This window comes from Mucilaginibacter sp. P25 (assembly GCF_050859465.1).
In the GTDB taxonomy this organism is placed as follows: Bacteria; Bacteroidota; Bacteroidia; order Sphingobacteriales; family Sphingobacteriaceae; genus Mucilaginibacter; species Mucilaginibacter gossypii.
Genome location: NZ_CP193937.1, coordinates 3,222,004 through 3,247,302, shown reverse-complemented (window position 1 = coordinate 3,247,302; position 25,299 = coordinate 3,222,004). Strand labels below are relative to the sequence as shown.

Genomic DNA, 25,299 nt, shown 5'->3' with positions numbered 1-25,299 from the left:
AACAGAAGCCCTTTGCTAACTAAATAACCTGTTTATGTTGGGTTATGGCTGACTGTTGCGAAGAAAAGGCCAGCATAAAATCTTCGGCCCGCTTAACCATATTTTCTGAACCGATAAAAATAGCCGAGCGCTGGTGAAGTTCATTAACATCCAAATCAAGGATCCGCTCATAACCTGTAGACGCTAAACCACCCGCCTGCTCAATAATAAAAGCCATTGGGTTGCATTCATAAACCAGTCTTAGTTTGCCATTTGGATATTGCGCGGTAGTTGGATATAAAAAGATTCCGCCTTTAATCAGGTTGCGATGGATATCCGCAATCATTGAACCTGTGTACCTTGAAGTGTACGGACGGTTGGTAGCGATATCTTCAACCTGGCAATATTTAATATATTTTTTTACGCCTAAAGGGAAATGGGTATAATACCCCTCATTAATAGAATAAATATAGCCATCCTTAGGCATTTTAATATCAGCGTGCGACAGGCAAAACTCGCCTATTGATGGATCAAGGGTAAAGCCGTTAACTCCTTTGCCAGTTGTATAAACCAGCATTGTTGATGAGCCGTAAATTACATAACCGGCCGCTACCTGCTCAGTACCTTTTTGCAATACATCTTCCAGTTTAGCTGCACCTTCGGTTGATTTACGGCGATAGATAGAAAATATGGTGCCCACACTTACATTCACATCAATATTTGATGAGCCATCAAGCGGGTCAATCGCCACAATATATTTGGCATGTTTTGAGATCTCTGATTCTATCAGGATATGTTCATCATTCTCTTCAGAAGCCACAACGCAGCATTCACCACCACTGCGCAATGCCGAAATGAATTGTTCATTGGCATAAACATCCATCTTTTTCTGACGTTCACCATGGGAGTTCACAGAATCGGTTTCGCCTATGATATCGATAAGTCCTGCTTTACTAATCTCGCGGTTAACAATTTTAGCGGCAATGCCTATATCCCGCAAAAGCCTTGACAGTTCGCCTTTGGCAAAAGGGAAATCTGCTTGTTTCTCTATAATAAATTGTCCTAACGTTTTTACTACTTTCATGGAGATATGTATTTAATTGGTTAACAGAAATATTAAAAAATACCGGAGTTTAGCCGGATGATTTATAATTAGGAGATGGCGGTTTGACCACCGATGAATAAAAGCATTAAAAGATAAACGACCTTTATAAACTTGGCCCTTTATCCTTATATTCAACTTTTTGCTAAGTTACCGGCCTTTAGTTGCCGAACTGTCATGCCCCGTCTCCTTATATTTTAGCGATTATTTACTACTCCAACTACCTGTTAAAGCAAATTACAGGCAGATCATATCATAATAACTTACCGGCAGATATTCCTTTTGATAATATCGTATAATAATTGGATAACGGTTGGATAAAAATGGGAGGCGGCATTATCCATCTTTGTTTTATATCAAAACCAATTAACCAGGGCCAGCTATTATTAATATATAAGTATATGCCGCAAACTGTACATCCTTATCGCGACATCACTATCCGGTTTCCGGGCCAGGTAATTGTTGGCAAAAACTCGCTTTTTAAATTAACCGGTGATGTTATCAGCGGCGGGTATAAATCAGCTTTAATTATTACCATCAGTCCGCTATTAAATAAACTTGAACCACTTTTGGCTCAATTTAAAGAAGCAGGGATTAACGCTCGTGTTGATACCTCCATAGTACGGGAGCCTTCGTTCAAGGATTTTGGAGATTTGCTTGCATCTGTAAAACATACTGAAGCCGATGTGATCATAGGTATTGGTGGTGGCAGTGTGCTTGATGTGGCTAAACTCATAGCTGCGCAGATTGATAATGACCAAACCCTGGCAGATATCACGGGAATTGGTTTGCTTAAAAAGCGATCTAAAAAACTGATCTGTGTGCCCACAACAGCAGGTACAGGCAGCGAAGCATCACCCAACGCTATATTGATAGATGATGCGGATAACCAGAAGAAAGGCATTATCAGCCCTTACCTGGTTCCGGATGTAGTGATCATTGATCCGACTTTGATGACCAGCCTGCCGGCAGAAGTTACTGCAGCTACAGGTCTTGATGCTTTAACTCATTGCCTTGAAGCATATACCAATCTATACGCACATCCTTTTATAGATATGTATGCACTTGAAGGGATCAGGCTTATAGCTGATAACCTGGTTAAAGCAGTAAATGACGGCACTGATGAAGATGCCCGTACACAATTGGCTATTGGCAGTTTAATGGGTGGTTTTTGTTTAGGCCCGGTTAACACTGCGGGCGTACATGCACTCTCCTATCCGTTGGGCAGCCTGTATCATATTGCCCACGGCTTATCCAATGCCTTATTGCTGCCGTTTGTAATGGAGTATAATATCCCTGCCGCACCTGAGCGATATGCTGCCGTTGCCCGTGCATTGGGTTGTAACAGTAGTATCAATGATTTTGAAACAGCTTATGCAGGAGTAGAAAAGATCAGGCAACTGATTAAGGATTGCGGGATCCCTGCAAGCTTAAAAGAAATAGACATAGATAAAAATACCATACCGCAAATGGCCGCCGATGCCATGAAAATTACGCGCTTGCTTAAAAACAACCCGCGACCGATAAACATAGATGATGCCGTTAACATTTACGAGGCTGCTTATTAAAACATACTAATGAAACTAAAAAAGAAATATAATGGCCTGGTAGTGCCATCAATTACGCCACTTACCGACAACTACAAACTTGACCACGAAGCAGTTGAAAAAATATTCGACAGCATCTTTAACTACGGAGGCGTACCTTTCATATTGGGAACTACCGGCGAGTCAGCGTCGCTATCAAACGAGCTCAAGCTCGATTTCATTAAATGTGCTGTTTCTATAAGGCAACCTGGCCGCTTGCTTTATGCAGGCATTTCATCCAATTGCCTGGCCGATTCAATTGACCTCGCCAAACGCTGTGCCGACGAAGGTATTGACGTTGCAGTAGCACACTTACCTGCCTATTTCACTTTAACTGAATACGAAATTAAAACATACTTTGAAACGCTGGCCAATGAGGTACCTATCCCCCTGATAGTTTACAACATCCCGGCCACAACAAACGTATCGATCAACCTAAACCTTCTCGACGAATTAAGTCACCATGAAAATATTGTTGGGACTAAAGATTCGGAGCGGAATCACGAGCGTTTAAAGGATTCGCTTAAATTATGGGCCGACAGGGCCGATTTCAGCCACTTTTTGGGTTGGGGCGCGCAATCTGCTCACGCGCTTTTTACCGGCAGCGACGGCCTGGTGCCAAGTACAGGAAACCTGTTCCCGGATATTTATTACAAAATGATAGTTGCTGCCGACAATAACGACGAAGCTGCCGCGCTGCAACTGCAAAGGCATTCCAATCTGATCGGGGACATTTATCAAGGCAAACGCCTGCTGGGCGAATCATTGGCAGCATTAAAATCACTAATGCAAAGCGCCGGGTTATGCCGTACTTACATGATGCCGCCTTTATTGCAGGTTAGTGAAGCCGAAGCAGCTGATTTACAAAAGAAATTACAGCGCATGCTTAATGTTGAAAACCTTAGCTTACCGATATACCAATGATAGCCGAGAGACCGATCATAGCCATAACGATGGGCGATCCGGCCAGTATTGGCCCTGAAATAGCCGTTAAAGCATTATTGACAGAAAGGCTGTATGAGATCTGTCGTCCCGTAATCATTGGTGATACCGGTGTTTTTTTGACATCGTAAAGCGGTTGGGCTTCGATGCACGCATCAATTCGATAAAAGATATCCGCAACGCAAACTTTGAGTTTGGCAAGCCTGATGTATTTGATCTGCAAAATGTGGATATGGAACAGTTGCGGTTTGGTGAGATATCGGCAATGGCAGGCAATGCCTCATTTGAAGCAGTAAAAAAAGCGATTGAACTGGCTCTTGACGGAGAGGTTGACGCAACGGTAACCGGGCCTATCAACAAAAAATCAATTAACGAAGCCGGGCATCATTTTGCCGGACATACCGAAATTTATGCCCATTATACCGGTACAAAAAAATATGCCATGCTACTAGTTGAGCATAACATGAAGGTGATCCATGTATCCACCCACGTATCACTAAGGCAGGCCTGTGACCTGGTTAAGAAAGACCGCATTATTGAAGTAATCGAACTTTTACAGGATGGCCTTATTTCCCTTGGAGAAAAAAACCTGAAGATTGGTGTAGCCGGGCTTAACCCGCATGCAGGTGACTCAGGTTTGTTTGGTACCGAAGATGATTTTGAGATCCTTCCCGCTGTACAGGAAGCTATAAAATTAGGTTACGATGTGGAAGGCCCTGTACCTGCCGACACCTTATTTTCAAAAGCATCAACTGGATATTATGGTGGTGTGGTAGCTATGTACCACGACCAGGGCCACATCCCCTTTAAGCTTACCGGTTTTAAATGGAATGCCGAAAAGCACCAAATGGATAGCGTAAAGGGCGTTAACATCACTATGGGACTGCCTATTATCCGCACCTCGGTTGACCATGGGACTGCCTTTGAAATTGCAGGCAAAGGCGTTGCCAGCAGCGATGCCATGTTACTGGCCATCGAATCGGCGGTGCAGTTGAGCAAAAACCGGATAAAAGTATAAGCTATGATCGCTGTAATTGCAGATGATTTAACAGGAGCCGCCGAATTGGCGGGTATAGGTCTCAATCACGGATTGAGAACCGAGGTGAGTACCTCTGTTGATGAACACTGCGATGCAGATCTGCTAATTATTGCTACCGACACCCGCTCACTCGCTGTAAATAAAGCGACGAATATAGTTTATAATCTTACCGTCCAATTACAGCGGTTAAAGCCCCGCTTTCTTTTCAAAAAGATAGATTCAGTTTTAAGAGGGCACATTATTGAGGAACTGCAAAGCCAATTGGCAGCATCAGGATTGAAAAGAGCGCTGATTGTACCCGGTAATCCTCACCATTCAAAAAAGCTCATAGGCGATACATTTCACTACAATGGCCAACCTATTCACCTGAGTGATTTCGCCAACGACCCAACCTTCCCCGCCTTAAGCTCAAATATTGTTGAATTATTGAGAGCTGATGAAAGTATCTCATTAATAAAAAAAGAAGACAAATTTCCATCTACGGGAATTATTATAGGAGCAGCCGAAAATGAGGACGATCTTAAATACTGGATCAGCCAAACAGATAACAACACGCTATTAGCGGGCTCAGCAAATTTATTTACTACGCTGCTTGAATCTTTAACAACTCCTCAAAAGGTTAAAACCACCGACCCGGAAACAACGGGCAGACGGTTATTTGTATTTGGCAGTACTTTTTACCAGGGCAAACTAAATCTTAACGATGGCAGGCACAACAATATCCCTGTGCATTATGTACCTGCGGCAACCATTTGTGCCGAAACCAGTGGCGATAATGTGCATGCCCTTTTTGCAAGTCATGTAGCATCAAGCATTGTAGCAGGCAACAATGCCATCATCGCCATAAACCCCGATTTTATCAAGGATATAAAGGTTGACCCTGTATTGCTAACCTACAAAATGGCGGCTATTGTAAAACAGGTTATTGACCACACCGATCTTCACGAATTGCTGATTGAAGGCGGCGCAACAGCCTGGGCTATACTTGAGCGTTTAAACATCGAAAAATTATATCCCTCAAAACTAATAGCTCCCGGAGTTATTCATATGCGCATAGCGGGCAATAACCAATTATGTTTAACTTTAAAACCCGGCAGCTACCCCTGGCCTGCCCCCGTTTGGGGAACCAATAACTATACCTGCATATGAAACATGAAACCCTGCACCTGGCAGATTATATTATCATAGCCCTGGCACTGGCCATTTCATTAACCATCGGTCTCAAGTTTTCAAAAGGACAAAATTCAACCAAAAAATATTTCGTATCACGCGGTTCTATCCCGGCATGGGCAATAGGCATGTCGTTAATGGCAACGCTCATTAGCAGCGTAACTTTTTTGGCCTACCCAGGCGAAGGATTTGCCTCTAACTGGATCTTGCTGGTTCAGGGCTTAATGGTACCTATCGTATTATTATTAATGGTTTGGTTCATAGTGCCCTTGTACCGCGAGGTGATAGGCGTAAGCACCTATGAATACTTTGAAAAGCGTTTTGGCCTGTTTGCCCGCTTTTACAGCTCTATCAGTTTCGTATTAACCCATTTTTCAAAAATGGGTACTGTGTTTTTCCTGTTGGCGCTGGCACTCTCCAACATGACCAATACCAACACATTCGCCATTATTTGGGTGATAGGCTTTGTGATTATCGTCATTACGCTTATCGGCGGTATTGAAGCCGTAATTTGGGCCGATGTTGTACAGGGCTTTTTGCTGATTGGCGGCGGCATAGCATCGTTCATTATCCTCATTTGTTCCATAAAAGGCGGCTTCCCTGAACTTTGGCATATTGCCAGCGTGAACCATAAAAACAATTTCGGGCCTTATTCCTGGAATTTCAAGAAACTCACTTTTATAGTAATGGCCATAAACGGCCTGTTTTATGCCATCCAGAAATACGGTACCGACCAAACCATGGTGCAACGTTACCTTACTGCCAAAACCGATAAAGCGGCTATCAGGGCATCTATATTGGGTGTAGCACTAACAGTTCCGCTATGGGCTTTGTTCATGTTTATCGGCACAGCGTTATTTGCTTACTATCAGCAAAACCCATTACCTGCGGGTATCAAGGCCGATGCTGTTTTCCCTTATTTTATTATGAGCAAACTCCCAACCGGCGTTGTGGGGTTGATATTGGCCGCACTAATCTCGGCGGCTATCTCCAGCTTGGGCGCTGACCTCAATTGCCTTTCGGCTATTGGCGTGGAAGACTATTATAAAAAATTCAAACCCAATAAATCGGACAAAGAATATTTAAAAGCAGGACGATGGATAGTAGTACTGGCCGGATTTGGAGCGATGGGCATAGCCACCCTCTACCTGCTTGCCGGCGACGAAGGTGCGCTGGGCATTGTTTTTACCCTTTACGCGATATTTTCAGGCGGTATTGCCGGGATATTTTTATTGGGCTTGTTCAGCAGCCGCGCCAATCGCCAAGGGGTGAACATTGGTATTATTGCCTGTATCCTGTTTACGGGCTATGCTTTTTTAACATCAACTAAAATTGGTTTGGGTACGGACAAACACATCTTGCTTGATTTAGGCAGGTACAATTTCAATCAGCATAAATACATGCTTGGGGTGTATAGTCACCTGGTGGTAATCATAGTAGGCTATGTTGCCAGCTTGTTTTTCCCTAAACCCGAGTTGAATAAAAACCTGCTTTTCAGCGGATGGCTTGAGGCCAAACGCGCCGGAAAGCTTACCAAATAATTTACAGCAATGAAAAGATTACTGGCATCAGGCCTGTGTTTGTTCCTGTTTATATCGTCGCAAGCGCAGGTAAAACTGGCATCCATTTTTACCGATAACGTTGTATTGCAGCAACAAAGCGAGGCACCAATCTGGGGCTGGGATAAGGCTGGTTCAACGGTTATGATCAACACCTCATGGAACAAAAAAAGCTATAAAGCCAAAGTAAATGCAAACGGTAAATGGCAGGTTAAAGTAAGCACCCCGGTTTACGGCGGGCCATACACCGTAACCATTAGCGATGGCAATGCCATCAAATTAAACAATGTGATGATTGGGGAGGTTTGGCTTTGCACCGGTCAATCAAACATGGAGATCCCGATGAAGGGTTATAAAAGTCAGCCCATAAGCGGTTCTGTTGATGCTATACTTAAATCATCTAACGCCAACATCCATATTTACACCGTTCCCCACTCATCAGTAACCGAAGTACAGGACAATAGCAAACCATCAGAATGGCATGTCGCCTCCCCCGAATTTGTCTCCAACTTTAGTGCTACAGGTTATTATTTCGGCAGATTATTAAATGAGGTACTTCATGTACCTATCGGTTTAATCAGCGATTGTTACGCGGGCTCGAACGCGGAAGCCTGGATGGATCCCGATGGGTTGAAAGATTTTCCGGAGATCAAAATCCCGGCCAAAACAGACTCCGTCAAAGCTGTATCACGCACGCCTACTACCCTGTTCAATGGCATGTTAAACCCGGTGATTGGTTACGGCATTAAAGGCTGCATCTGGTACCAGGGTGAATCGAACTACGACCGGCCTGATCAATACGAAAAACTTTTCCCCGCCCTCATAAAACGCTGGCGTGAGCTATGGCAGCAGGGTGATTTCCCTTTTTATTATGTGCAGATAGCCCCGTATGATTATGCACAGCTCCCGCCTTATAATAGCGGAGGCAAATACAATTCGGCCTATCTGCGCGATGCTCAACGAAAATCGCTCAAAACAATACCTAACAGCGATATGGCCGTTTCGCTTGACGTTGGCGAGCAGGCACTCATCCACCCTCCGCGCAAAGAACCTATCGGCACGCGGTTAGCCTACCTGGCCTTGGCGCAAACTTATGGTATTAAAGGTTTCGATTATGCGAGTCCGTTATATAAAGAAATGACCATTGATGGCAACCGGGCCACCATCAGGTTTGAGCACGCCGAAAACGGATTGACCTCGTTTAATAAACCCATCCAAAACTTTGAAATAGCCGGTAAAGACAAAATGTTTTACCCTGCGCAAGCAATGATATCGGGCAGCGTAATAATTGTATCTTCACCCTTGGTAAAAGAGCCTGTGGCCGTGCGTTACGCCTTCAAAGATTTTGTTGTGGGCGACCTGTTCGGCACAAACGGGCTCCCCGTTTCCTCATTCAGAACCGACGATTGGTAATATGAAAAAACTTCTGCTGCTCTGCTTCCTATATTGCAATATCGCGTTAGCTCAAAATAAAGGCATCGAACAATACAACGAAGTGTGGATCAGCCAGAGTCAAAACTCTGGCCAGTCCATGCCCTGCGGAGGCGGTGATATCGGCTTAAACGTATGGGTTGAAAAAGGCGAACTGCTTTTTTACATAGCCCGCAGCGGCACTTTTGACGAAAACAATGCCATGCTTAAACCGGGTCGGGTAAGGGTCAAATTATCGCCTAATCCATTTGAAGGCAATGATTTTAAACAGGAGCTCAAGCTTCAAGACGGCTCGGTACTCATCAACGGAAAAAACGGCGATTTAAAAGCCGAAATAAAGCTTTGGGTTGATGTTTATCGCCCGGTGATCCACCTTAAAATCAGCAGCAATAAAGCAATTAAAACCGAAGCCTCTTTTGAAAGCTGGCGTTATCGGGACAGGGAAGTGAAAGGCCTCGAAAAAAATGAAGGCTCATGGAAATTTGCCCCACGCAATGATGTAAAAACGTTAAAGGATAACATCAGCTTTAAAGGCAATGCTATCCAGTTCTATCATCATAATCTCGATTCAACCATATTTGATGTTACGGTAAAGCAACAGGGTATGGATGCGGTTAAGGACCAAATGTACAATCCACTTAAAAACTTAACCTTTGGCGGGCTGATGCAGGGTAAAAATCTAAAACCTGTAGGCAACACTAAAGGCCAATACCTCAACACCGATTTTGAAGGATTGAAATTGGAGAGCATTAAACCAGCCACCAATCAGGATCTTGAAATCTCTCTTTATACTCAACAAACCACCTCGGTAAATGAATGGCAGCAAGGCCTCAACAAAGTACTTAAAGAAGCTGAAAGCAACGCCAAAACCGCATGGCAAAAAACAGCCGACTGGTGGAAACAATATTGGAACAGGAGTTTCATCTACATCAATAATAAAAAGCCTGGCAATGATACCGCTGCCTGGCAAACAAGTAAAAACTATCAGCTTTTCAGGTATATGCTGGGCTGCAATGCTTATGGACAAGCGCCCACTAAATTTAACGGCGGCCTGTTTACCTACGATCCCGTTTTCGTCAATCCTCAATACGCTTTTACGCCTGATTTCCGCAACTGGGGCGGAGGCTTGATGACTGCCCAAAACCAGCGTTTGGTTTATTTCCCGATGCTCAAAAGCGGCGATATTGATATGATGAAGCCGGAGTTTGAGTTTTATCTGCGCTCGTTGAAAAACGCCGAATTACGCAGCAAGGTTTACTGGGGCCACAATGGCGCCTACTTTACTGAGCAAATAGAAAATTTCGGTCTACCGAATAGTGCCGAGTACACCTGGAAGCGCCCTGCCGATTTTGACAAAGGGTTAGAGTACAACGCCTGGTTGGAATATACCTGGGATACCGTTTTTGAGTTTTGCCTCATGATGATGGAAACAGAACGGTACAAAGGCGACGACATCCATCAATACATCCCCTTTATTGAAAGCTGCCTCACTTTTTTTGATGAACATTATCAATACCTTTCCCGCAAGCGTAGCACCAAAGCATTGGACGGCAACGGGCATCTTGTGCTCTATCCCGGCTCATCTGCCGAGACTTTCAAAATGGCCTATAACTCCAACTCAACCATAGCGGCCCTGCAAACTATCACCAAACGGATGCTGGCACTGCCTGATAGTTACCTGAGCAAAGAAGAGCGCGGCAAACTGGAAGGCTTTTTAAAACGCATTCCTCCTATTTCGTTTGGCGAAATTGACGGTCATAAAACCCTTACGCCTGCAAAATCATGGGAGCGGGTTAACAATGAAGAGAACACTCAATTTTACCCGGTATTTCCATGGGGCATTTATGGCTTAGGTAAACCGGAATTAGAGACAGCTTTAAATACATGGAGGCTGGATACCCTTGTAGCCAGATTCAGAAGCGGCATTGGCTGGAAACAGGATAATATTTTTGCGGCCCGCTTAGGTCTGACAGATGAGGCTGCCAAACTAACCACCTTCAAACTCAAAAACTCGGGCAGGCGTTTCCCGGCATTTTGGGGGCCGGGTTTCGACTGGACACCCGACCATAACTGGGGTGGCTCAGGCATGATCGGTCTGCAGGAAATGCTGATGCAGGTAGACGATAAAAAGATCCTGCTGTTCCCCGCCTGGCCAAAGGATTGGGATGTGCATTTTAAACTTCATGCGCCTTATAATACCACTGTTGAGGCCACACTAAAGGATGGAAAGATGGTTGATTTAAAAGTTCTCCCCGAAGATAGAAGGAAGGATATTACAATGATGTTAGCCCAATAATTCCCTCGTTCATTTGTAACAAAAAGGGTGTCCCAATTTTTTGATTCTCAAAAAAAAATTGAAAAAACTCCCGCTGCTCTTTTTTGTAAAAAGAGACTGTTCCATTTTTTGAGAGTGAAAACGCGGAACACCTTAAAAATAAAACACACTGACAATCAAATAGATAACAATTCACCCGAAACACCATTAAATACCTGATTACCAATGACTAAAACTTTAAAGAGTAAACTTTCCTTATTTCAAAGACAGGTAAAAAACCCTTTTTTATTTCTTGTTTTTTTAAAGGTTTTTAGGCTTTTTGGAATTGATCACCTCATTTATAAATAGCACTGACAAAATAATGCCACCAAAATTGCGGGGGTGAGTATCGATATTTCATGCCATCCGGCTGAAGCTCAGCTAACACATATTGGGACAAAAAACAACCGCCACCAATTACCGGCCGAAGTTTTAAGTGTAAGAACAAAAGGCTGCTTTAGTCCCGGCGGCCAGAGGCCGCCCTGATAGTTGCCACCCGGCTGGGAACCGAGCGGCGGCGTGGAGCTTTTTTACCTTTTGCCTTTCACCTTTAACCTTTGGCCTTTACCCTTTAACCTCAAATCACCTATCCAACGGCATCCACGTTTCCATATCCACATGTCCCCGGTTACCCCAGGCATAATACGGGATCAGCCTGATATCAACAGCGTTTTGTTTGGGTGCCGATATTTCTTTATAAAGCTGGTTACTCCAATTATTTTCATCGCGAAGATCAGCTTTACCTATTAGGCTCATGATCTCGCTGTTATCTATCCGGATCATTTCAGGTTTGAGTTGACTATTGGCAGATAAAGCCACATTGAAAACCTTTTGCCCTTTAGCCAAATCTGCCGATTCGAGGCAATAAACCACCGGGCCGCGTTTTACCGCTACCTGGTTGCGGGTTTCCTCAACCAGCGGGTTTGCTTCCATCATAGTAACCGGCATTGGCAGGTCGAGATCAATCGTCATTCCTTTGCGCCAAACAGCGTTAACTTGCATATAAGTTCCTGGCGTAGTATCTAACTGCGGCACCGGCTGACCTTCGAGTTTGATACTCGCTCCCTTACACCAGCCAGGAATCCTTAAAAATACCGAAAATGCTTTATTGCCAGGTACTTCGTCAAACTTAATGCTGATCTTGCCATCCCAGGGGTAATTAGTAGTTTGCGTTAGCTTTACAGGCGTACCATCTTTCAGTTTAGCGCTGATAGTATTGCTGCCATACAGATTAAACCACAAGCCTTTATCAGATGTACTGTACGCATAATCGCTTACCTCGGCAATGGTACGCACCACATTGGGCGGACAACAGTTAGAAAGTTTGATATACCCTATCCTATCCTTAGACCAACGTTGCTTAAACGGCAAACTATCCGAATAAGCCAACGGATTGGTATATAAAAAGTTACGACCGTTAAGACTAATCCCCGAAAGTACGCTATTGTACAACGCCAGTTCCATCACGTCGGCATATTTGGCATCGCCGGTTACCTGCAGCATGCGCCAGTTCCAGAGTACATTGCCTATGTTTGCGCAGGTTTCATTGTGGGCGGTGAAACTTGGCAATTGATAATCGCGCCCGTAAGCCTGATGTACCTTTTGCACTTCGTTGGGGTTGTAAGACGTGCCGTCGGGAGAAACACCATCATAAAGCGAGCCGCAGCCACCGGTGATATACATTTTGCGGTTCACCACATCGTTCCACATCAGGTTTAAGGTGTGCATGAGCGTGGTATCGCCGGTTTCGGCATAAACATCGGCAGCACCGGCAAAAAGATAATTGGCCCTCACCGCGTGCCCCATCGCCTGTGTTTGCTGCCGGAAAGGTGTCCTGTCCTGGTTGTCGTCTGTACCATCCTTCATCAAGCCACGGATGTCTATCAGGTTTTTAGCCAGTTCCAGGTATTTGGGGTCGCGGGTAGTGCGGTACATCTCCACTACGCCCATATAATGCGAAGGACAAATGGCATTTCGCGCCAGCTCGGGCGAGGCCGTTTTATAAAACTTATAGAGATAGTCGGTTGCCTTGACAGCTACTTTTAGTAAAGTTGTTTTACCTGTAACACGGTAGTGCACGCAGGCGGCAGTCATGAGGTGACCAAGGTTATAGGTTTCAAAATTAAGGCGATCATTAAAAGCCTTTTCCTTACCACTATTCTTACGCTCTTCAATAAGGGTTGGTGTGTGGATGTAGCCATCGGCCCGTTGGGCTTTAGCGATAACGGCTATGGTTTTATCCATCAATACATCCAATTTAGGATCATGAGTAGCCGCGTACATGCTGGCTACAGCTTCAAAAAGCTTATAAAAATCACCGTCATGAAATGGCGGACCTTCGTGCGATCCGGTGTCAATTCCCGCAGCTATCTCAAAATTGCGATAAGCGTGACTGATCTTTGGATCGGTATAAACACGCCACAGGTTGGGGATCATGGTATCACGACAAACCTTAAACCTGTCGGCCCAAAAGCCGCCTGTCCACTGTACTGCGCCCATATCAAGGCTGCTTAGTTTGGCGTAACTGCTTTTACTGGTGTTTACCAGGGCTTTGTTTTGTGCAGATAGTTTTAATGTGCAGCTTAACAACAATGCTATTCCAATATATTTACAAATCCATTTCATATCATTAAGGGATATAAGTAAGCAACTTCACGGGGCTTAACAAGCCGGCCGGCAACAATGAGCGCCCTTCCAAACGGTAAGGCGCGTTTGTCCATGTAATACGTTTATTTTCGGGCAGTGCATGATCACCCATCAGGCGGTTAGCCCAAGTGTTGGTTACTTTGATTACCAGTTTATTCTCGCCAAGTTTGATGGCCTTGCTAATATCTACCCGGTACGGAAATGTCCAGGCTGTACCGCAATTGATGCCGTTTAGATATACTTCGGCGAGATTGGATACATTGCCCAGATGTAGATAGGTTTTGGCTCCTGTTTTTGCGGTAAACTGAAATGTATGGTTGTAAACCGCAGTGCCCGAATAATACTTAATACTATCATTAGCATTCTGCGACCAGTCTTCAGGTTGATTAAACATAACCGGCTTTACAGGGCCTCCATATTGAGGATCGAACTGTACCCGCCAGTTTGTGAAAGTTTGTACCGTTTTAAAATGAGATGGCTTATTATCCTCGCTTTTGGCAGTAGAAGAACCATTTCTGAAAACGATAAAAGCAGAGCCATTGGCCGCCAACTCAAGCTTGATATTTGTACGGGATGATTTACCCGTATTATGCAATTGCCTGATCTCACCGGTTAGAGGATCCCATAGTTCAGGGGCACGCCCTGCTGTCCTCAATGATAAATTAATGGTGCGATTTAAAGCCTGCTGATTAGAAATGAAATAGATATCAAGATTAGCTGAACTACGATGTGCCCAGGCAAGATCCTTTGCCGGCTGATCAACCGAGTCTGTCGCTATCAGATCGCGGGTTACCCCTACTTCATCAAAGGTTCCTTTTTGATAAGGGCCAATGAGTAATTTGCCCGCAGGGCCTTTAGATAAAGTAGTTTTCATCCGCTGAACGTCCAACAAAACAGTAGCGCCTTCATTTACCAGTTGCTGAAGTTTTTTTACGACCTCTGCCGATAACTGCCATGGCTGCTGCGACATCTGGCTTACGCCGGGTATTACCAACATGGCATAACTTGCACCTCCGGGTAGAATGATACTGCCGTTTTTTACTGTAGCCAAACGTAGTAACGCGTCTTTGTTAAAAGAATCATAGGCATAGCCCCTCAGCGGGTCTATCCAGTTTTCGGGCAGCGCCATATTAGCCGAATGGCTCGCATCCTCAATCGAATTAATGATGGGTACGCCCTTATTTGCTAAACGTTCCTCTTCCAGTTTTACCCGTTCCGTGCCGAAAATTCCCGGTAGAGTACTAACCAACCTATCTGGCAAAATAGCGCGACGCGGCGTTTCCTCGCCGGTAAAAACAGCGATATCTGCAACCGGATGTCCCTGTTGCAACATGACCTGGCAGCGACTGATATAATCAAACCAAGCCTTACCAGACTGCCACCAGGTTTGGTCGCGCTGAAAAAACAGACCGATACCATCCAGCGTCATACCCGGCTTACGGTCAAGCCAGGGATTATGCACATTTACATGGAAAACATAACGATTGATGCCAAGGGCAAAGTTGCGGTCGGCAGCAGTTTTAAGCATACCGGGGTGTCTCGTCCCATAATAACCGTAATTCGGTAAAAGCCTCGGCCTGGATAATATTTTCACCGTAGATGTGCCCGCCCGAAATGGCATCCAGCATATCATTGGGCTTATCATGCGTAGGGCTCCTGAACCAAAATTCCCCCATCGGGATATCTGCCTTTTGGTAATGCAGCATGCCATCGCTCATCATGGTTGGGGCCACGCTTTCAGCTGTAAATGTGCAGCCTTTTTCGTGTGCCAGCTTAGCCATCGTACCGTAGAAATTATCTACCAATAATTCGGCTATCGTTTGCCTTACGTCGGCCAGTACTTTTTCAGATTTTTCAGCACTTTCCATTGGTATACCGGCCATTAATGGAAGATATGGTAGCAGGTCATATCCCCTCCGCTTCTGAAATTCAGCAGCAAAAACCGGCGACCAGTTCTGACTTCCGCACTCCCAACTATCCACATGAAAAATCTTTAAAACCCGTTTAGCCAGGTCCGGGCCAACCTGTTTTATCGCTTCGCCAAACCAGTTATCAAATTGTAGTTTAGCCGCTTCGGGATTGAACTTATCGCACTCCAAACCGATGCCGCCACCGCCTGTAGCATTAGTATGCCCGGTTGAAGTGTGACCGATCCGAATGATAGTCCATTTACCGGCAGGTGCCTGCCAGTTCAGTTTACCATCTACTCCTAATTTATCAGTAAGGTTGATAACCTTGCTTTTATCTACGCAAAGATCAGCCGGTAATTGAACATCTGTAGTTTGCTTGCTTAAACGCCAAACCTCGCCAGTTTTACTTTCATATTGATGGATGCGGGGCTCACCCAACAACTCAATGCGCGATAGTTTTAGCGTTGGCTTCCATTTTGCAAAATCAAGGTCTTCGGCTCCCGGTTCAGAACCTTCTTTATCATAAGTAAACCTGAAATATTTTGCTGTTGTAGGTGCGATGGCGTGGGTGATCTCCGCATCGCCATCCTGCCAGCCGTGGCGTGGAGATTCCAACCTACCTAATGAGCGAAAACTTTTACCATCATCGCTCACTTCAAGCAACAGCCGTTGCGACTGATAATTACTTGCCGAAGTATGTATAACAAGCGAGCGGCAGGTAAAGGGCTTTTCAAATTCAAGCTGCAGCCAGCACTGTTCGTTGCTTGTAAAGCTTTTGGGATTTCCTTTTTCAGCAAGATATTGTACGTCGGTATTAGGCAAGCTGGCAGTTACCTTCGGATGCTCGTCGTAACTGCTTATCCCTTCGCCCGGAAGCGATGGATAGGCCAATATTTCGATATCCTTATAATAGTTTTTATAGTGTTTGGGGATAGGCAAAGTATCATGGTAAACTTTGCCATCTTCAACCTCAATTTTTGACCATACCACCTTTTGCATGGAAAGCTCCGGTGTTATCCACGGCCCACCAGCCAGCGCAAAACCATCGCTGTCGTGCATAGCCAGTTTTAGGCCTATCCTGTCGGCTTCCTGCATGGTAAATTTTACCATTGCCCACCACTCCGGGCTTAACTGATTAATTGAGGGAGTGATAAACGGCGGATTAGCCGGGCCTTTAATGGGCATTAAATAAGCCCCTGCTATTCCGGCCTGCTTCATAGCCTGCAGATCAGCAGTGATGCCCTCTCGGCTTACTGCACCCTGCATCCAGTACCAAAAAACCCAGGGCTTTGCAGATTCGGGCGGATGCAGGAAGGCCTCCTTCAAATCATCATTTTTAAGAGATAGTTTACGCTGTTGGGCTATCCCCGGTAACAACAGGCAGCAAAAGCAAATTATAAAAACGTATTTCCTCATGGCTTCCTGTTAAATTTAATCTGGTATGCCGTATTACCTGCAGCGTCGGGTTTACCTTCGTAAGGTTTCAGGTAAAAACTATATTGATATTTTTTGGCCGGAATACGGTATTGTTCCAAAGGCTCAGCCACTTCCGACCAGCTATCGTTGCCGCCTACGCCCATCTGTATCAGGTCGATATTCAGCGTAATAAAACCTGCATCCTTTAGCTTGTTGGTATGCTTCGCCTTTTGAATATTCTCTTCGGTATAAGGCCAGGCACTCATGCTCAGCAGGCTATCGGCGGTGATCAGCAAACCACCTGTTGTATGGTGCAGCAGCATCCAGCGTACATCGGTACGGTTGCCGTTTTCCTGGGGAACTACGTAAGGTTCCATGAATTGGTTAATGCTTCGCGAATATACGCCCGCTTCCGAGCCTGTACGCCTGTCGATATAGTTTTCATAAGGACCGCGGCCATAATAACTGACATTGCTATCGGCCTGCGCAATACCCATTTGCATACCAACCTTTGGCAGGTTTGGCAAACCCGGTTTAGCATCAAACACATACGCAACTTTTAGCAAGCCATCGCCGCAAATGGTGTAGTTCACCTGTACCGAAGCACTATCATTAAGCATGGAATAAATACTTGTTATTACAACCGCACCATCTTCAGTTTTTTGGCTCGAGAGTTTTTTCAAAACAGGTGACGCTTTAAACCAGGCCGCCAGTTTCTTTTCCATCTTCCAGCCGCGATGATCATTATCGGTAACCGGTCGGGTGAAATGTGGCAATAAAGGCGCAAATATCTGCTGATTACCTTTGTACAGGTATGAGCTTAAAGCACCGTTACTTTTACTGATGCCAATCTCAAAATCTTTCCCGCTGATATGATAAGCTTTATCATCTTCAACCAGTTTTGTTTCCGGATAGTGCTTACGTTCAGCGTTTGCAGTGGATGTTTTAAGCGCCGTTAGTTGAAACTGATCACTTGCTATTCCGTAACCTTTGCTTGCCCAAGGCTTATCTTCGGCAAGGGTAAAGTGAATATCGGCAAGATATTCATGGTTGGGTTTTAAACCGGGCAGACATTGTTTAATGCTGATTGTGGTATCATGCCCGGCTGCAAGGCTGATACGGGGAATTTGTTTTTTAAGGATGATATTGCCGTCTTCCCTCAACTGCAGGCTAACATTATAATCGGCCAGTGAAGCTACACTATGCCAGTTTTTGATGTGGATAGTTGCTTTATCGGCATCAACCAATTCACAAACCGCCGGCTGAAAAACATGCTTGCATTCGTAAATAGCAGGTTTAGGGCGACCATCAGATGCTACAATGCCTTTGATGGTGAAATTGTCAAAATAACGTTCACCATAATCACCGCCATAGGCATAGTATGCCTTACCTGTCGAATCATGTTTTAATAGTCCCTGGTCTTTAAACTCCCAGATGGCACCGCCAATAACCCGTTTGGTTGAACGCCATTGATCCCAAAACTCCTTTAAGTTTCCATTGGAGTTACCCATCGCGTGCGAATACTCTACAAAAAATATCGGGCGGTTATCGCCATTCTGCTGATTGGCCAGCAAGGGCGCAGTATAAATGCCGGGATACATCCGGCTTACAATATCTACATAAGGCTGATCTATAGGGTTCTGTAATCTGTGCGAATGATCATTGGTTTTAGGATAGCGCGGATCGGTCGGGTCGATATATCCTTCGGCTTGTGGCGTACCTTGTGCAGGCTCATAATGTACCGGACGGGTAATATCAAAATCATGGATCCAGCCGGCCATTGCCGCATGGTTTGGCCCTCTGCCGGCCTCATTCCCCAAACTCCAAATAATAATGCTCGGATGATTTTTATCGCGCATTACCATACGGGTAGCCCTGTCGAGGTAAGCGCCGGTCCACATGGGGTCATTGCTTAGCTTTGAACCAAGACCATGGGTTTCCAGGTTGGCTTCGTCTATGACCAGTATCCCATACTCATCGCACAGATCATACAGGTACGGATCCATCGGGTAATGGCTGGTGCGGATACAGTTAAAATTGAAACGTTTGATGGTACGCACATCATTCAGGATATCTTCGCGGGATAGCGCCTTTCCTTTTACCGGGTCATGATCGGGACGATTTACGCCGTACAAATAGGTTACTTTGCCGTTGATGAGCAGCTTACTATCTTCCTTACTAAACTCAATGCTCCTGATGCCCACCTTGCAGCTTTTAACTTCCAGCGTTTGGCCAGTGCTGTCAACTAAAGATAAAGTGAGCGTATAGAGGTTTGGTTTTTCATCGCTCCATTTTTCGGGGTTTTTCAGTGTAGTTTCCAGTAAGCCGAATTTCACGTTATCCAACCTTGGATAAATCTCGTTGATGATACTTTCAACGCTTCTTTCCAAAGGCTTTTGCAATACCTCTTTATTATTGCTGTCGAAAAGCCTTGCTTCAATTTTATATCCGGGTACAGCCTTACCTGTCAGGTTTTCGATCCGTGGACGAGATACTGAAAATGGCGTCTTTATATTGCTTATCCAGTTTGGCCTGCCATTGAAAATCAGCAATCCGTAATTTCGGCTCGGCCAAAAGCATTACTTCGCGATGGATGCCACTCATGCGCCACTGATCCTGGTCTTCCAAAAAATAACCATCGCTCCATCGGATCAATTGCACCGATATCACGTTCTCGCCCGCTTGCAGGTATGGGGTAATATTAAACTCTGACGGCAAAAAACTATCCTCGCCATAACCTAAAAACTTACCATTGAGCCAAACCTTAAAGCCCGAACTTACCCCGCCGAAATGCAGGGTAATGTTCATATCTTTCCAACCGGCGGGCAATGTAAACGTACGCTGATAACTGCCAACGCCGTTATAATCCTTCGGCACATGAGGCGGGTTAACCGGGCGAAACGGGTAAACCGCACTTTTATAAATGGGTTTATCATAACCCTGCATTTCAATACTTGAGGGAACGATGATCTTTTTCCAACCGCTTACCCGGCTTTTATAAAAATCTTTCGGCGCATCGGCAGGTTTGGCGGCATAGCTAAAATCCCAGTAACCATTCAGGGATAACATCCTGCCTGATTTTTCCCTATCGCCAGCCAATGCATCTTTGATACTGCTGTATGAATATGCTGTAGCGCGTGCCGCATCCCGGTTTATGCCATCAACCAAAGGATTTTCCCAAGGTTCGGCATCATAAACCGTAGGCACGTTAGGGATGGGCGCGGGCGTTTTATCAACCAGTTGCGCGTAAAGCCCTGTTGATGAAAATGCTGTTAAAAGCAGGATAGATAAGAGCCGTTTCATCATTTTTTTGCGCTATAGTTTATGGTGTACTGTTTTTGTTTTTGGATGGTAAGTTCATAGGTTCCGTTTCCTTTAGCGGTTATTTCACCCTCCTTACAAACCGGTTTGGAGGTGCTGGTAAATCGCAACAGGCCAGTTCCGGTATTGCTGCTCACTTTAATTTGTTTGGTACTGCATGATACCTTGATATCCCCATCAACAGTTGGCACGCTGCCTTCCATCCATTGCAGACCACCCAATTTAGGTTCGATGACATATTGCTGATAACCCGGCGCAGTTGGTTTTACGCCGAGATAATATTTACCCAACAGGTATATCGGGCTGGCGCCCCAGGCATGGCAAAGGCTTTTACCAAATGGTCGCCCGTACATGGCGTAGCGGTCGGTGCCTGTTTTAGCCGGATTGTATTCTTCCCAAAAAGAGGTTGCGCCTAAATTGAGCATCCCGCCCCAATAATCCTTCATCTCTTTGAGTACATAGCTTTGCTCGCCCATGGCGCAAAGGGCTTCCAGTTCATAAAAGCGCATGTATGGGGTGGTTATCTTCTGTATATTATCGTTCAGCAGCACGTACTTTTTTATTTCCTGCTGCTGACCTGGGTTGAGGTAGTTGAAAAATATCGAGAACATATTGGTATAGCGGGTCACGTTATCGCTTTGCTTACCATCAACGAGGCTGTGCACAAAGGCATGTTTATCGCTATTCCAGTACAGGGAAAAGATCTTGGATTTCAGATCGGCGGACAGTTTTTGATATTGATCGTTGCCCTTTTTATCATCCATAATATTGGCGCATAAAGCCATGGTTTCCAGGCTGCGGCAGAGCAGTAACTGTTCAAAGCTTACTTCACCTTTTTTGCTGAGTTTATCGGCCCAGTCAATAAATACCCAGTCACCTGGCAAGCCTTCCATGAGGCCATTTTTATCACGGCGTTGCAGGCAATAGCTCATCAGGCTTTGCATGCGCGGGTACATTTGTTTAATGAAACTTTTATCGCCGGTATATTGGTAGTAATCATAAATACCCATAAACCAGTAAAAAGTATAATCCATAATGGTATTGATATGGCTGGTTACAGGGTCTTTACCGCGAAGGGCGTACAGGGTGCGGGTTACTGTTGGCGAATCAAAGTACAGGTAATAATTCATGAGGTAGCTTTGATAAGCATCGCCCGACCAGATCCACCTGTCCCTCTTAATGCCATCGATAAAAAATTCGCGGGTATTCAGGTGCAGGGTATAGGCCGAAACATCCCAGATCTTGTTGATCAACTCATCCGAACATTTGAAACTCCCCCGCTGCTCAACCGGCGAATATTCGTAAAGCATGGACACATCATCGGCACTCACATGATCATCAAACAATACATTAATGTATCGGAAAGCACGCGAACCATCCATAGTATAATCGGCTTTCTGAAGCTGATCGATATAAACACTATCCAACAGTTCGCAATTGGTTAGAGATAAAGCTTCTTCTTTTGATTCTCCGTAACAGAATTTAATATTGCCCTTGCCTTTTAGGCCGATAAGCTTGGCGTAGCCAAATGTTTCCTTGCCAAAATCAACCAAAATGGAATGTTCTTTTCGTTCGGCTTTTGCTGGCTTATGCTCCTCCGTAGGCAAACGAAATGCAGAAGGCAACTTATCCGCCGAATCAAAGTTCCAGTTACCGGCGTTCACATATTTGGTGGCCGATACATCCGAAGTTTTACCCGACTCATCAATCCATTCTTTGTCCTCATAAGTTACCAGCCACGAGGTATCTGACACCAGTTGCTGCCCCTTCACAAAAATGGCCGGAGCAGCAGCCTGGTTATAAACTTTGAGACTAAGCCTGTGCCTGCCAGCCGGCACATGTATATTTTTTGGATAACCTGCCAATGCCTTACCATCAAGCTTTACGTTGTATTGCCCCTCAACCGCCAGTTCAACGGTTTCGGAATTGGCAAGCGTAAAATCCTTGTGAAAATCAACCAATACGTAATGACTGTCCAGTTTCCAGAATGGCGGAAAGAATGCCCCGCGCTCGGTACGGCGGTTTTGCATCCGGTTACTTAACCATACCTCGTAATCGCCGGGGTACCAGATCCAGGTTGCTTGCTGTGCTTTGGCCATATCAGCACAAAACATAAAGCTTAGCAGCGCGATAAATACACGAGCCTTATTGAATCTTATATGAGTAGTGATTTTATTCATTTTTAATGTCCGTTGAAAATGAGGTATAAAGCAATCATGACTATCGAGAGCAGCAGCCAGGCTATTTTTACACGCCGGGTAGGTTTTGCAGTATTTTCTGTTTCCGATTCTTCGGCCACGTAAACAGCCGGTGTTTTATCAAGCAGCGAGATCAAAACAGCAGATACCGCCAGGAAAACAAATATGAAAAACGACAGCATCAGGTAATGCGGCCAAAAGCTATACTTATCGGGCGGTAATACCCACAGGTATACCACACCGGTACCCAAACTAAAAGCAGAACCCGCCGAAAGAATAATATTTACCGCTTTTCGGGTAGTACGTTTCCAATAAACAGTAAGCAAAAAAACTACGGCCAATGGCGGCGCAATAAAACCCAATACCGATTGAAATACATCGAACAAATTAAGGCCTTTGATACTATCGATAGCCAGGGCCATACCTATTGCAAACAGACAACCGCCAATTACGGTGTAACGCCCTACCCTGATGAGATCTTTATTAGTGGCGTTAGGGTTGATCTTTTCGGCATAGATATCCATGGTGAACACTGTGCTCAGCGAGTTTAAGGACGAGCCGACGGTACCTATCAAAACCGCTATCAATACCACAATAATTAACCCATTCATTCCCGGAGGGAAAAGATTGGTAACCATAGTCATGTAAGCTAATGCAGGATCACTCAGATGCGGGAACAGGATGAAACACAAAATACCCGTGAGGATAAATAAGGGCAGCGATAATATTTTAAGCCAGCCAATAAAGTTAACACCAAGCTGTCCCTGCTCCAGGTTTTTAGCACCTAATACCGATTGTACCATAGCCTGATCTGTACAGAAAAAGGCCACAGCCGATACCGGGTAGCCCAATAATATAGCATACCATGGGTATTTAACATCGCTTGCCGGATGGATGAGGTTCCAGTAATTTGCAGGCGTTTGATGGAATACCGCTGATAACCCGCCGACCCTGCTTACACCTAAAACGGTTAATGTGAGCGATACGCCGATGAGCAGCAACATCTGGAAAACATTTACTTTGGCGATAGCCTTTAAGCCACCTGTAAATGCGAATAAGCCAGCAAATGACACCAGCACAATAACAGATTGCCACATGGGGATGCCAAGGATCTGTCTTACTAAAAATCCACCGGCAAACAAACCTAACGACAACCACGAGATGAGCATTTTGATAAGCGCGTACCAGGCCAAAATATTACGGGTTGAATCGCCGTAACGGTTACCCATAAACTCGGGCATGGTTGATACCTTGGCCGCTATGTATTTAGGCGCAAAAACCATGGCAAGCAGCATCAGGAAAACAAAGGCATACCAGTCAAAATTGACCGCCACTATACCCGTACTATAGCCTATACTGGCAAAGGCCAGCAACATGGAAGGCCCCACATTGGTGCCCCACATATTGAAGCCAATACTGGCCCATCCTAAAGATTTATTGGCGAGGAAAAGGGTTTCGTCTGTTTTGTTTTTATTACTAAAGCTGGCCCGGAACCCAATTATCATTAAAATAACAAGGTACACGGCAACCACCGAGTAATCCAACAGTGTGAGGCGTGATACGATATTGCTCATGCTCAATATCATGCGCTTAACTCATTTACGGTTAAATTAAACTCGGTCAGGATCTCATCAACTTTTACGGGTTTACCGCTTTGTAATGACCGATCCATAGCCTGAAGCAAGGCGATAGTTCCAATACCTTCTTTAATATCGGGATAAGCGGTATAGCCTTCGGTGATGCTATCGGCAAAGTATTCGAGGTAATTTTGATACTCCCCGGCATGATGGCTTTTGCCCTCAAACCTGAAATAGTGTTTCAGTTTATGTTCCCAGGTAATGATGCGTTCTTCGCCGGTATTATCGGTAATTGCATAACGCAGGTCCATGTAATCGCCCTGGCTGCATCCTTCAGTACCGCGTAAAATACAGCTCATTTCGCTGTCGCGGGTAGCGGGTTGCACCGGACCAGTGTAACAACCACTTACCCGGGCAATGCGGCCGTCCTTAGCTTTGAAAATAAAGTGCATGGTATCCGGGTTCTTCAAACCGCCTTTGGCACCGTTAGCACTTAGCATGCCATAGCCCATCACCTCCTCGATCTCCGGCAAATACCAGCGAATAAAATCAACCGGGTGACTTAAGCCGCCGTATAGCCACTTAAAGGCTTGTTGTAGCGACCATGGTTTCTCTAAAAACCAGCGATGATCGGCATGGTAATAGGCCTCCACAGTAATCAAATCCCCTATTAAACCAGCCTCGTAATCTTTACGCTGCTTTTTCATCGGCTCAAAAAAGCGCGAGCTTTGACCTACAAATACTTTCTTACCGCTTTGCTCAACCAGTTCGAGCAGTTCGGCAGCTTTACTCAAATCATCGATAAAAGGCTTGGTACATACCACATGTTTGCCGTGCAATAAAGCCAGCTTAACGTGTTCAGCATGCAAGTGATCGGGCGTATAAATGGCAATGATATCTATTTCGGCATCATTGAGCATATCCTGGTAGCTGGTGGTATAGTTATGAAAGTTAAACTCCTCCGCGCGGTGTTTGCACATTTCAATATTCATATCGCATACCATTTTTAGTTCAAGCATATCGCTTTTCAATACTGCCGACATGGTGCTGCGCCCTTCGCCTAATCCTAATATTCCTATTTTCATTTTATAATGATCTTTTAATGTCGC

At 45.0% G+C, this 25,299-nt stretch carries 17 protein-coding genes; 8 read left to right on the top strand and 9 right to left on the bottom strand.

What is annotated here, in order from left to right:
* Window positions 1-19 precede the first annotated feature (19 nt).
* Window positions 20-1,063, bottom strand: coding sequence for a class 1 fructose-bisphosphatase (gene fbp, locus ACRQ5D_RS16510; RefSeq protein ID WP_188832977.1), 1,044 nt, complete (start codon window positions 1,061-1,063; stop codon window positions 20-22).
* 419 nt (window positions 1,064-1,482) lie between these two features.
* Here fbp and ACRQ5D_RS16505 point away from each other — a divergent pair, with 419 nt between their 5' ends.
* From ACRQ5D_RS16505 to ACRQ5D_RS16470, 8 genes are read left to right on the top strand one after another with little or no spacing between them, the layout of a single operon-like run.
* Entirely contained in the window at window positions 1,483-2,649 is a 1,167-nt protein-coding gene (locus tag ACRQ5D_RS16505) for an iron-containing alcohol dehydrogenase (protein ID WP_432329577.1), read from the top strand.
* 9 nt (window positions 2,650-2,658) lie between these two features.
* A complete protein-coding gene (locus tag ACRQ5D_RS16500; RefSeq protein WP_432329575.1) occupies window positions 2,659-3,591 on the top strand; it encodes a dihydrodipicolinate synthase family protein in 933 nt (310 codons plus the stop codon).
* On the top strand, window positions 3,588-3,740 hold the full coding sequence (locus tag ACRQ5D_RS16495) for a hypothetical protein (protein ID WP_432329573.1): 153 nt from the start codon (window positions 3,588-3,590) through the stop codon (window positions 3,738-3,740). The genes ACRQ5D_RS16500 and ACRQ5D_RS16495 overlap by 4 nt, the downstream gene beginning before the upstream one ends.
* A gap of 5 nt (window positions 3,741-3,745) precedes the next feature.
* Window positions 3,746-4,627, top strand: coding sequence for a 4-hydroxythreonine-4-phosphate dehydrogenase PdxA (gene pdxA, locus ACRQ5D_RS16490; RefSeq protein WP_432329571.1), 882 nt, complete (start codon window positions 3,746-3,748; stop codon window positions 4,625-4,627).
* Window positions 4,628-4,630: 3 nt separating this feature from the next.
* Window positions 4,631-5,797 (top strand): four-carbon acid sugar kinase family protein, encoded by a 1,167-nt coding sequence (locus ACRQ5D_RS16485; protein WP_432329569.1) that lies wholly within the window; start codon window positions 4,631-4,633, stop codon window positions 5,795-5,797.
* A complete protein-coding gene (locus tag ACRQ5D_RS16480) occupies window positions 5,794-7,359 on the top strand; it encodes a sodium:solute symporter (RefSeq protein ID WP_432329567.1) in 1,566 nt (521 codons plus the stop codon). Before ACRQ5D_RS16485 ends, ACRQ5D_RS16480 begins: the two co-directional genes overlap by 4 nt.
* A gap of 9 nt (window positions 7,360-7,368) precedes the next feature.
* On the top strand, window positions 7,369-8,790 hold the full coding sequence (locus tag ACRQ5D_RS16475) for a sialate O-acetylesterase (protein ID WP_432329565.1): 1,422 nt from the start codon (window positions 7,369-7,371) through the stop codon (window positions 8,788-8,790).
* Between the two features lies 1 nt (window position 8,791).
* Window positions 8,792-11,104, top strand: a complete 2,313-nt coding sequence (locus ACRQ5D_RS16470; protein ID WP_432329563.1) for a DUF5703 domain-containing protein — start codon at window positions 8,792-8,794, stop codon at window positions 11,102-11,104.
* Window positions 11,105-11,704: 600 nt separating this feature from the next.
* On the opposite strand, the gene ACRQ5D_RS16465 is transcribed toward ACRQ5D_RS16470, so the two are convergent.
* The 8 genes from ACRQ5D_RS16465 to ACRQ5D_RS16430 are packed head-to-tail and all read right to left on the bottom strand — an operon-like array spanning window position 11,705 to window position 25,275.
* The gene (locus ACRQ5D_RS16465) at window positions 11,705-13,747 is read right to left on the bottom strand and encodes an aceric acid hydrolase (protein ID WP_091162961.1); all 2,043 of its coding nucleotides are present in this window, start codon (window positions 13,745-13,747) and stop codon (window positions 11,705-11,707) included.
* A gap of 4 nt (window positions 13,748-13,751) precedes the next feature.
* Window positions 13,752-15,296 (bottom strand): glycosyl hydrolase, encoded by a 1,545-nt coding sequence (locus ACRQ5D_RS16460; protein WP_432329561.1) that lies wholly within the window; start codon window positions 15,294-15,296, stop codon window positions 13,752-13,754.
* Window positions 15,289-17,094 carry a glycosyl hydrolase gene (locus tag ACRQ5D_RS16455; RefSeq protein ID WP_432329559.1) on the bottom strand — a complete coding sequence of 602 codons (1,806 nt, stop codon included), beginning with the start codon at window positions 17,092-17,094 and terminating at the stop codon, window positions 15,289-15,291. The genes ACRQ5D_RS16460 and ACRQ5D_RS16455 overlap by 8 nt, the downstream gene beginning before the upstream one ends.
* On the bottom strand, window positions 17,091-19,646 hold the full coding sequence (locus ACRQ5D_RS16450; protein ID WP_431200013.1) for a glycoside hydrolase family 2 TIM barrel-domain containing protein: 2,556 nt from the start codon (window positions 19,644-19,646) through the stop codon (window positions 17,091-17,093). The genes ACRQ5D_RS16455 and ACRQ5D_RS16450 overlap by 4 nt, the downstream gene beginning before the upstream one ends.
* Window positions 19,555-20,400, bottom strand: coding sequence for a sugar-binding domain-containing protein (locus ACRQ5D_RS16445; protein WP_432329557.1), 846 nt, complete (start codon window positions 20,398-20,400; stop codon window positions 19,555-19,557). Before ACRQ5D_RS16445 ends, ACRQ5D_RS16450 begins: the two co-directional genes overlap by 92 nt.
* Window positions 20,397-22,595: an alpha-L-rhamnosidase C-terminal domain-containing protein gene (locus tag ACRQ5D_RS16440; protein WP_091162958.1), complete on the bottom strand. Its 2,199-nt coding sequence runs from the start codon at window positions 22,593-22,595 to the stop codon at window positions 20,397-20,399. Before ACRQ5D_RS16440 ends, ACRQ5D_RS16445 begins: the two co-directional genes overlap by 4 nt.
* Before the next feature lie 2 nt (window positions 22,596-22,597).
* The gene (locus ACRQ5D_RS16435) at window positions 22,598-24,187 is read right to left on the bottom strand and encodes a sodium:solute symporter family transporter (RefSeq protein WP_091163464.1); all 1,590 of its coding nucleotides are present in this window, start codon (window positions 24,185-24,187) and stop codon (window positions 22,598-22,600) included.
* An 8-nt stretch (window positions 24,188-24,195) separates the two neighbouring features.
* Window positions 24,196-25,275 (bottom strand): Gfo/Idh/MocA family protein, encoded by a 1,080-nt coding sequence (locus tag ACRQ5D_RS16430; protein WP_091162957.1) that lies wholly within the window; start codon window positions 25,273-25,275, stop codon window positions 24,196-24,198.
* Between the last annotated feature and the right edge of the window lie 24 nt (window positions 25,276-25,299).

Bases quoted from the DNA above. Each gene is read 5' to 3' on its own strand.
- ACRQ5D_RS16495 (WP_432329573.1), top strand. From the start codon at position 3,588: ATGATAGCCGAGAGACCGATCATAGCCATAACGATGGGCGATCCGGCC.
- ACRQ5D_RS16470 (WP_432329563.1), top strand. From the start codon at position 8,792: ATGAAAAAACTTCTGCTGCTCTGCTTCCTATATTGCAATATCGCGTTA.
- ACRQ5D_RS16465 (WP_091162961.1), bottom strand. From the start codon at position 13,747: ATGAAATGGATTTGTAAATATATTGGAATAGCATTGTTGTTAAGCTGC.
- ACRQ5D_RS16430 (WP_091162957.1), bottom strand. From the start codon at position 25,275: ATGAAAATAGGAATATTAGGATTAGGCGAAGGGCGCAGCACCATGTCG.
- ACRQ5D_RS16475 (WP_432329565.1), top strand. From the start codon at position 7,369: ATGAAAAGATTACTGGCATCAGGCCTGTGTTTGTTCCTGTTTATATCG.
- fbp (WP_188832977.1), bottom strand. From the start codon at position 1,063: ATGAAAGTAGTAAAAACGTTAGGACAATTTATTATAGAGAAACAAGCA.
- ACRQ5D_RS16460 (WP_432329561.1), bottom strand. From the start codon at position 15,296: ATGCTTAAAACTGCTGCCGACCGCAACTTTGCCCTTGGCATCAATCGT.
- ACRQ5D_RS16440 (WP_091162958.1), bottom strand. From the start codon at position 22,595: ATGAATAAAATCACTACTCATATAAGATTCAATAAGGCTCGTGTATTT.
- ACRQ5D_RS16455 (WP_432329559.1), bottom strand. From the start codon at position 17,094: ATGAGGAAATACGTTTTTATAATTTGCTTTTGCTGCCTGTTGTTACCG.
- ACRQ5D_RS16435 (WP_091163464.1), bottom strand. From the start codon at position 24,187: ATGAGCAATATCGTATCACGCCTCACACTGTTGGATTACTCGGTGGTT.
- ACRQ5D_RS16445 (WP_432329557.1), bottom strand. From the start codon at position 20,400: ATGATGAAACGGCTCTTATCTATCCTGCTTTTAACAGCATTTTCATCA.
- ACRQ5D_RS16485 (WP_432329569.1), top strand. From the start codon at position 4,631: ATGATCGCTGTAATTGCAGATGATTTAACAGGAGCCGCCGAATTGGCG.
- ACRQ5D_RS16480 (WP_432329567.1), top strand. From the start codon at position 5,794: ATGAAACATGAAACCCTGCACCTGGCAGATTATATTATCATAGCCCTG.
- ACRQ5D_RS16500 (WP_432329575.1), top strand. From the start codon at position 2,659: ATGAAACTAAAAAAGAAATATAATGGCCTGGTAGTGCCATCAATTACG.
- ACRQ5D_RS16505 (WP_432329577.1), top strand. From the start codon at position 1,483: ATGCCGCAAACTGTACATCCTTATCGCGACATCACTATCCGGTTTCCG.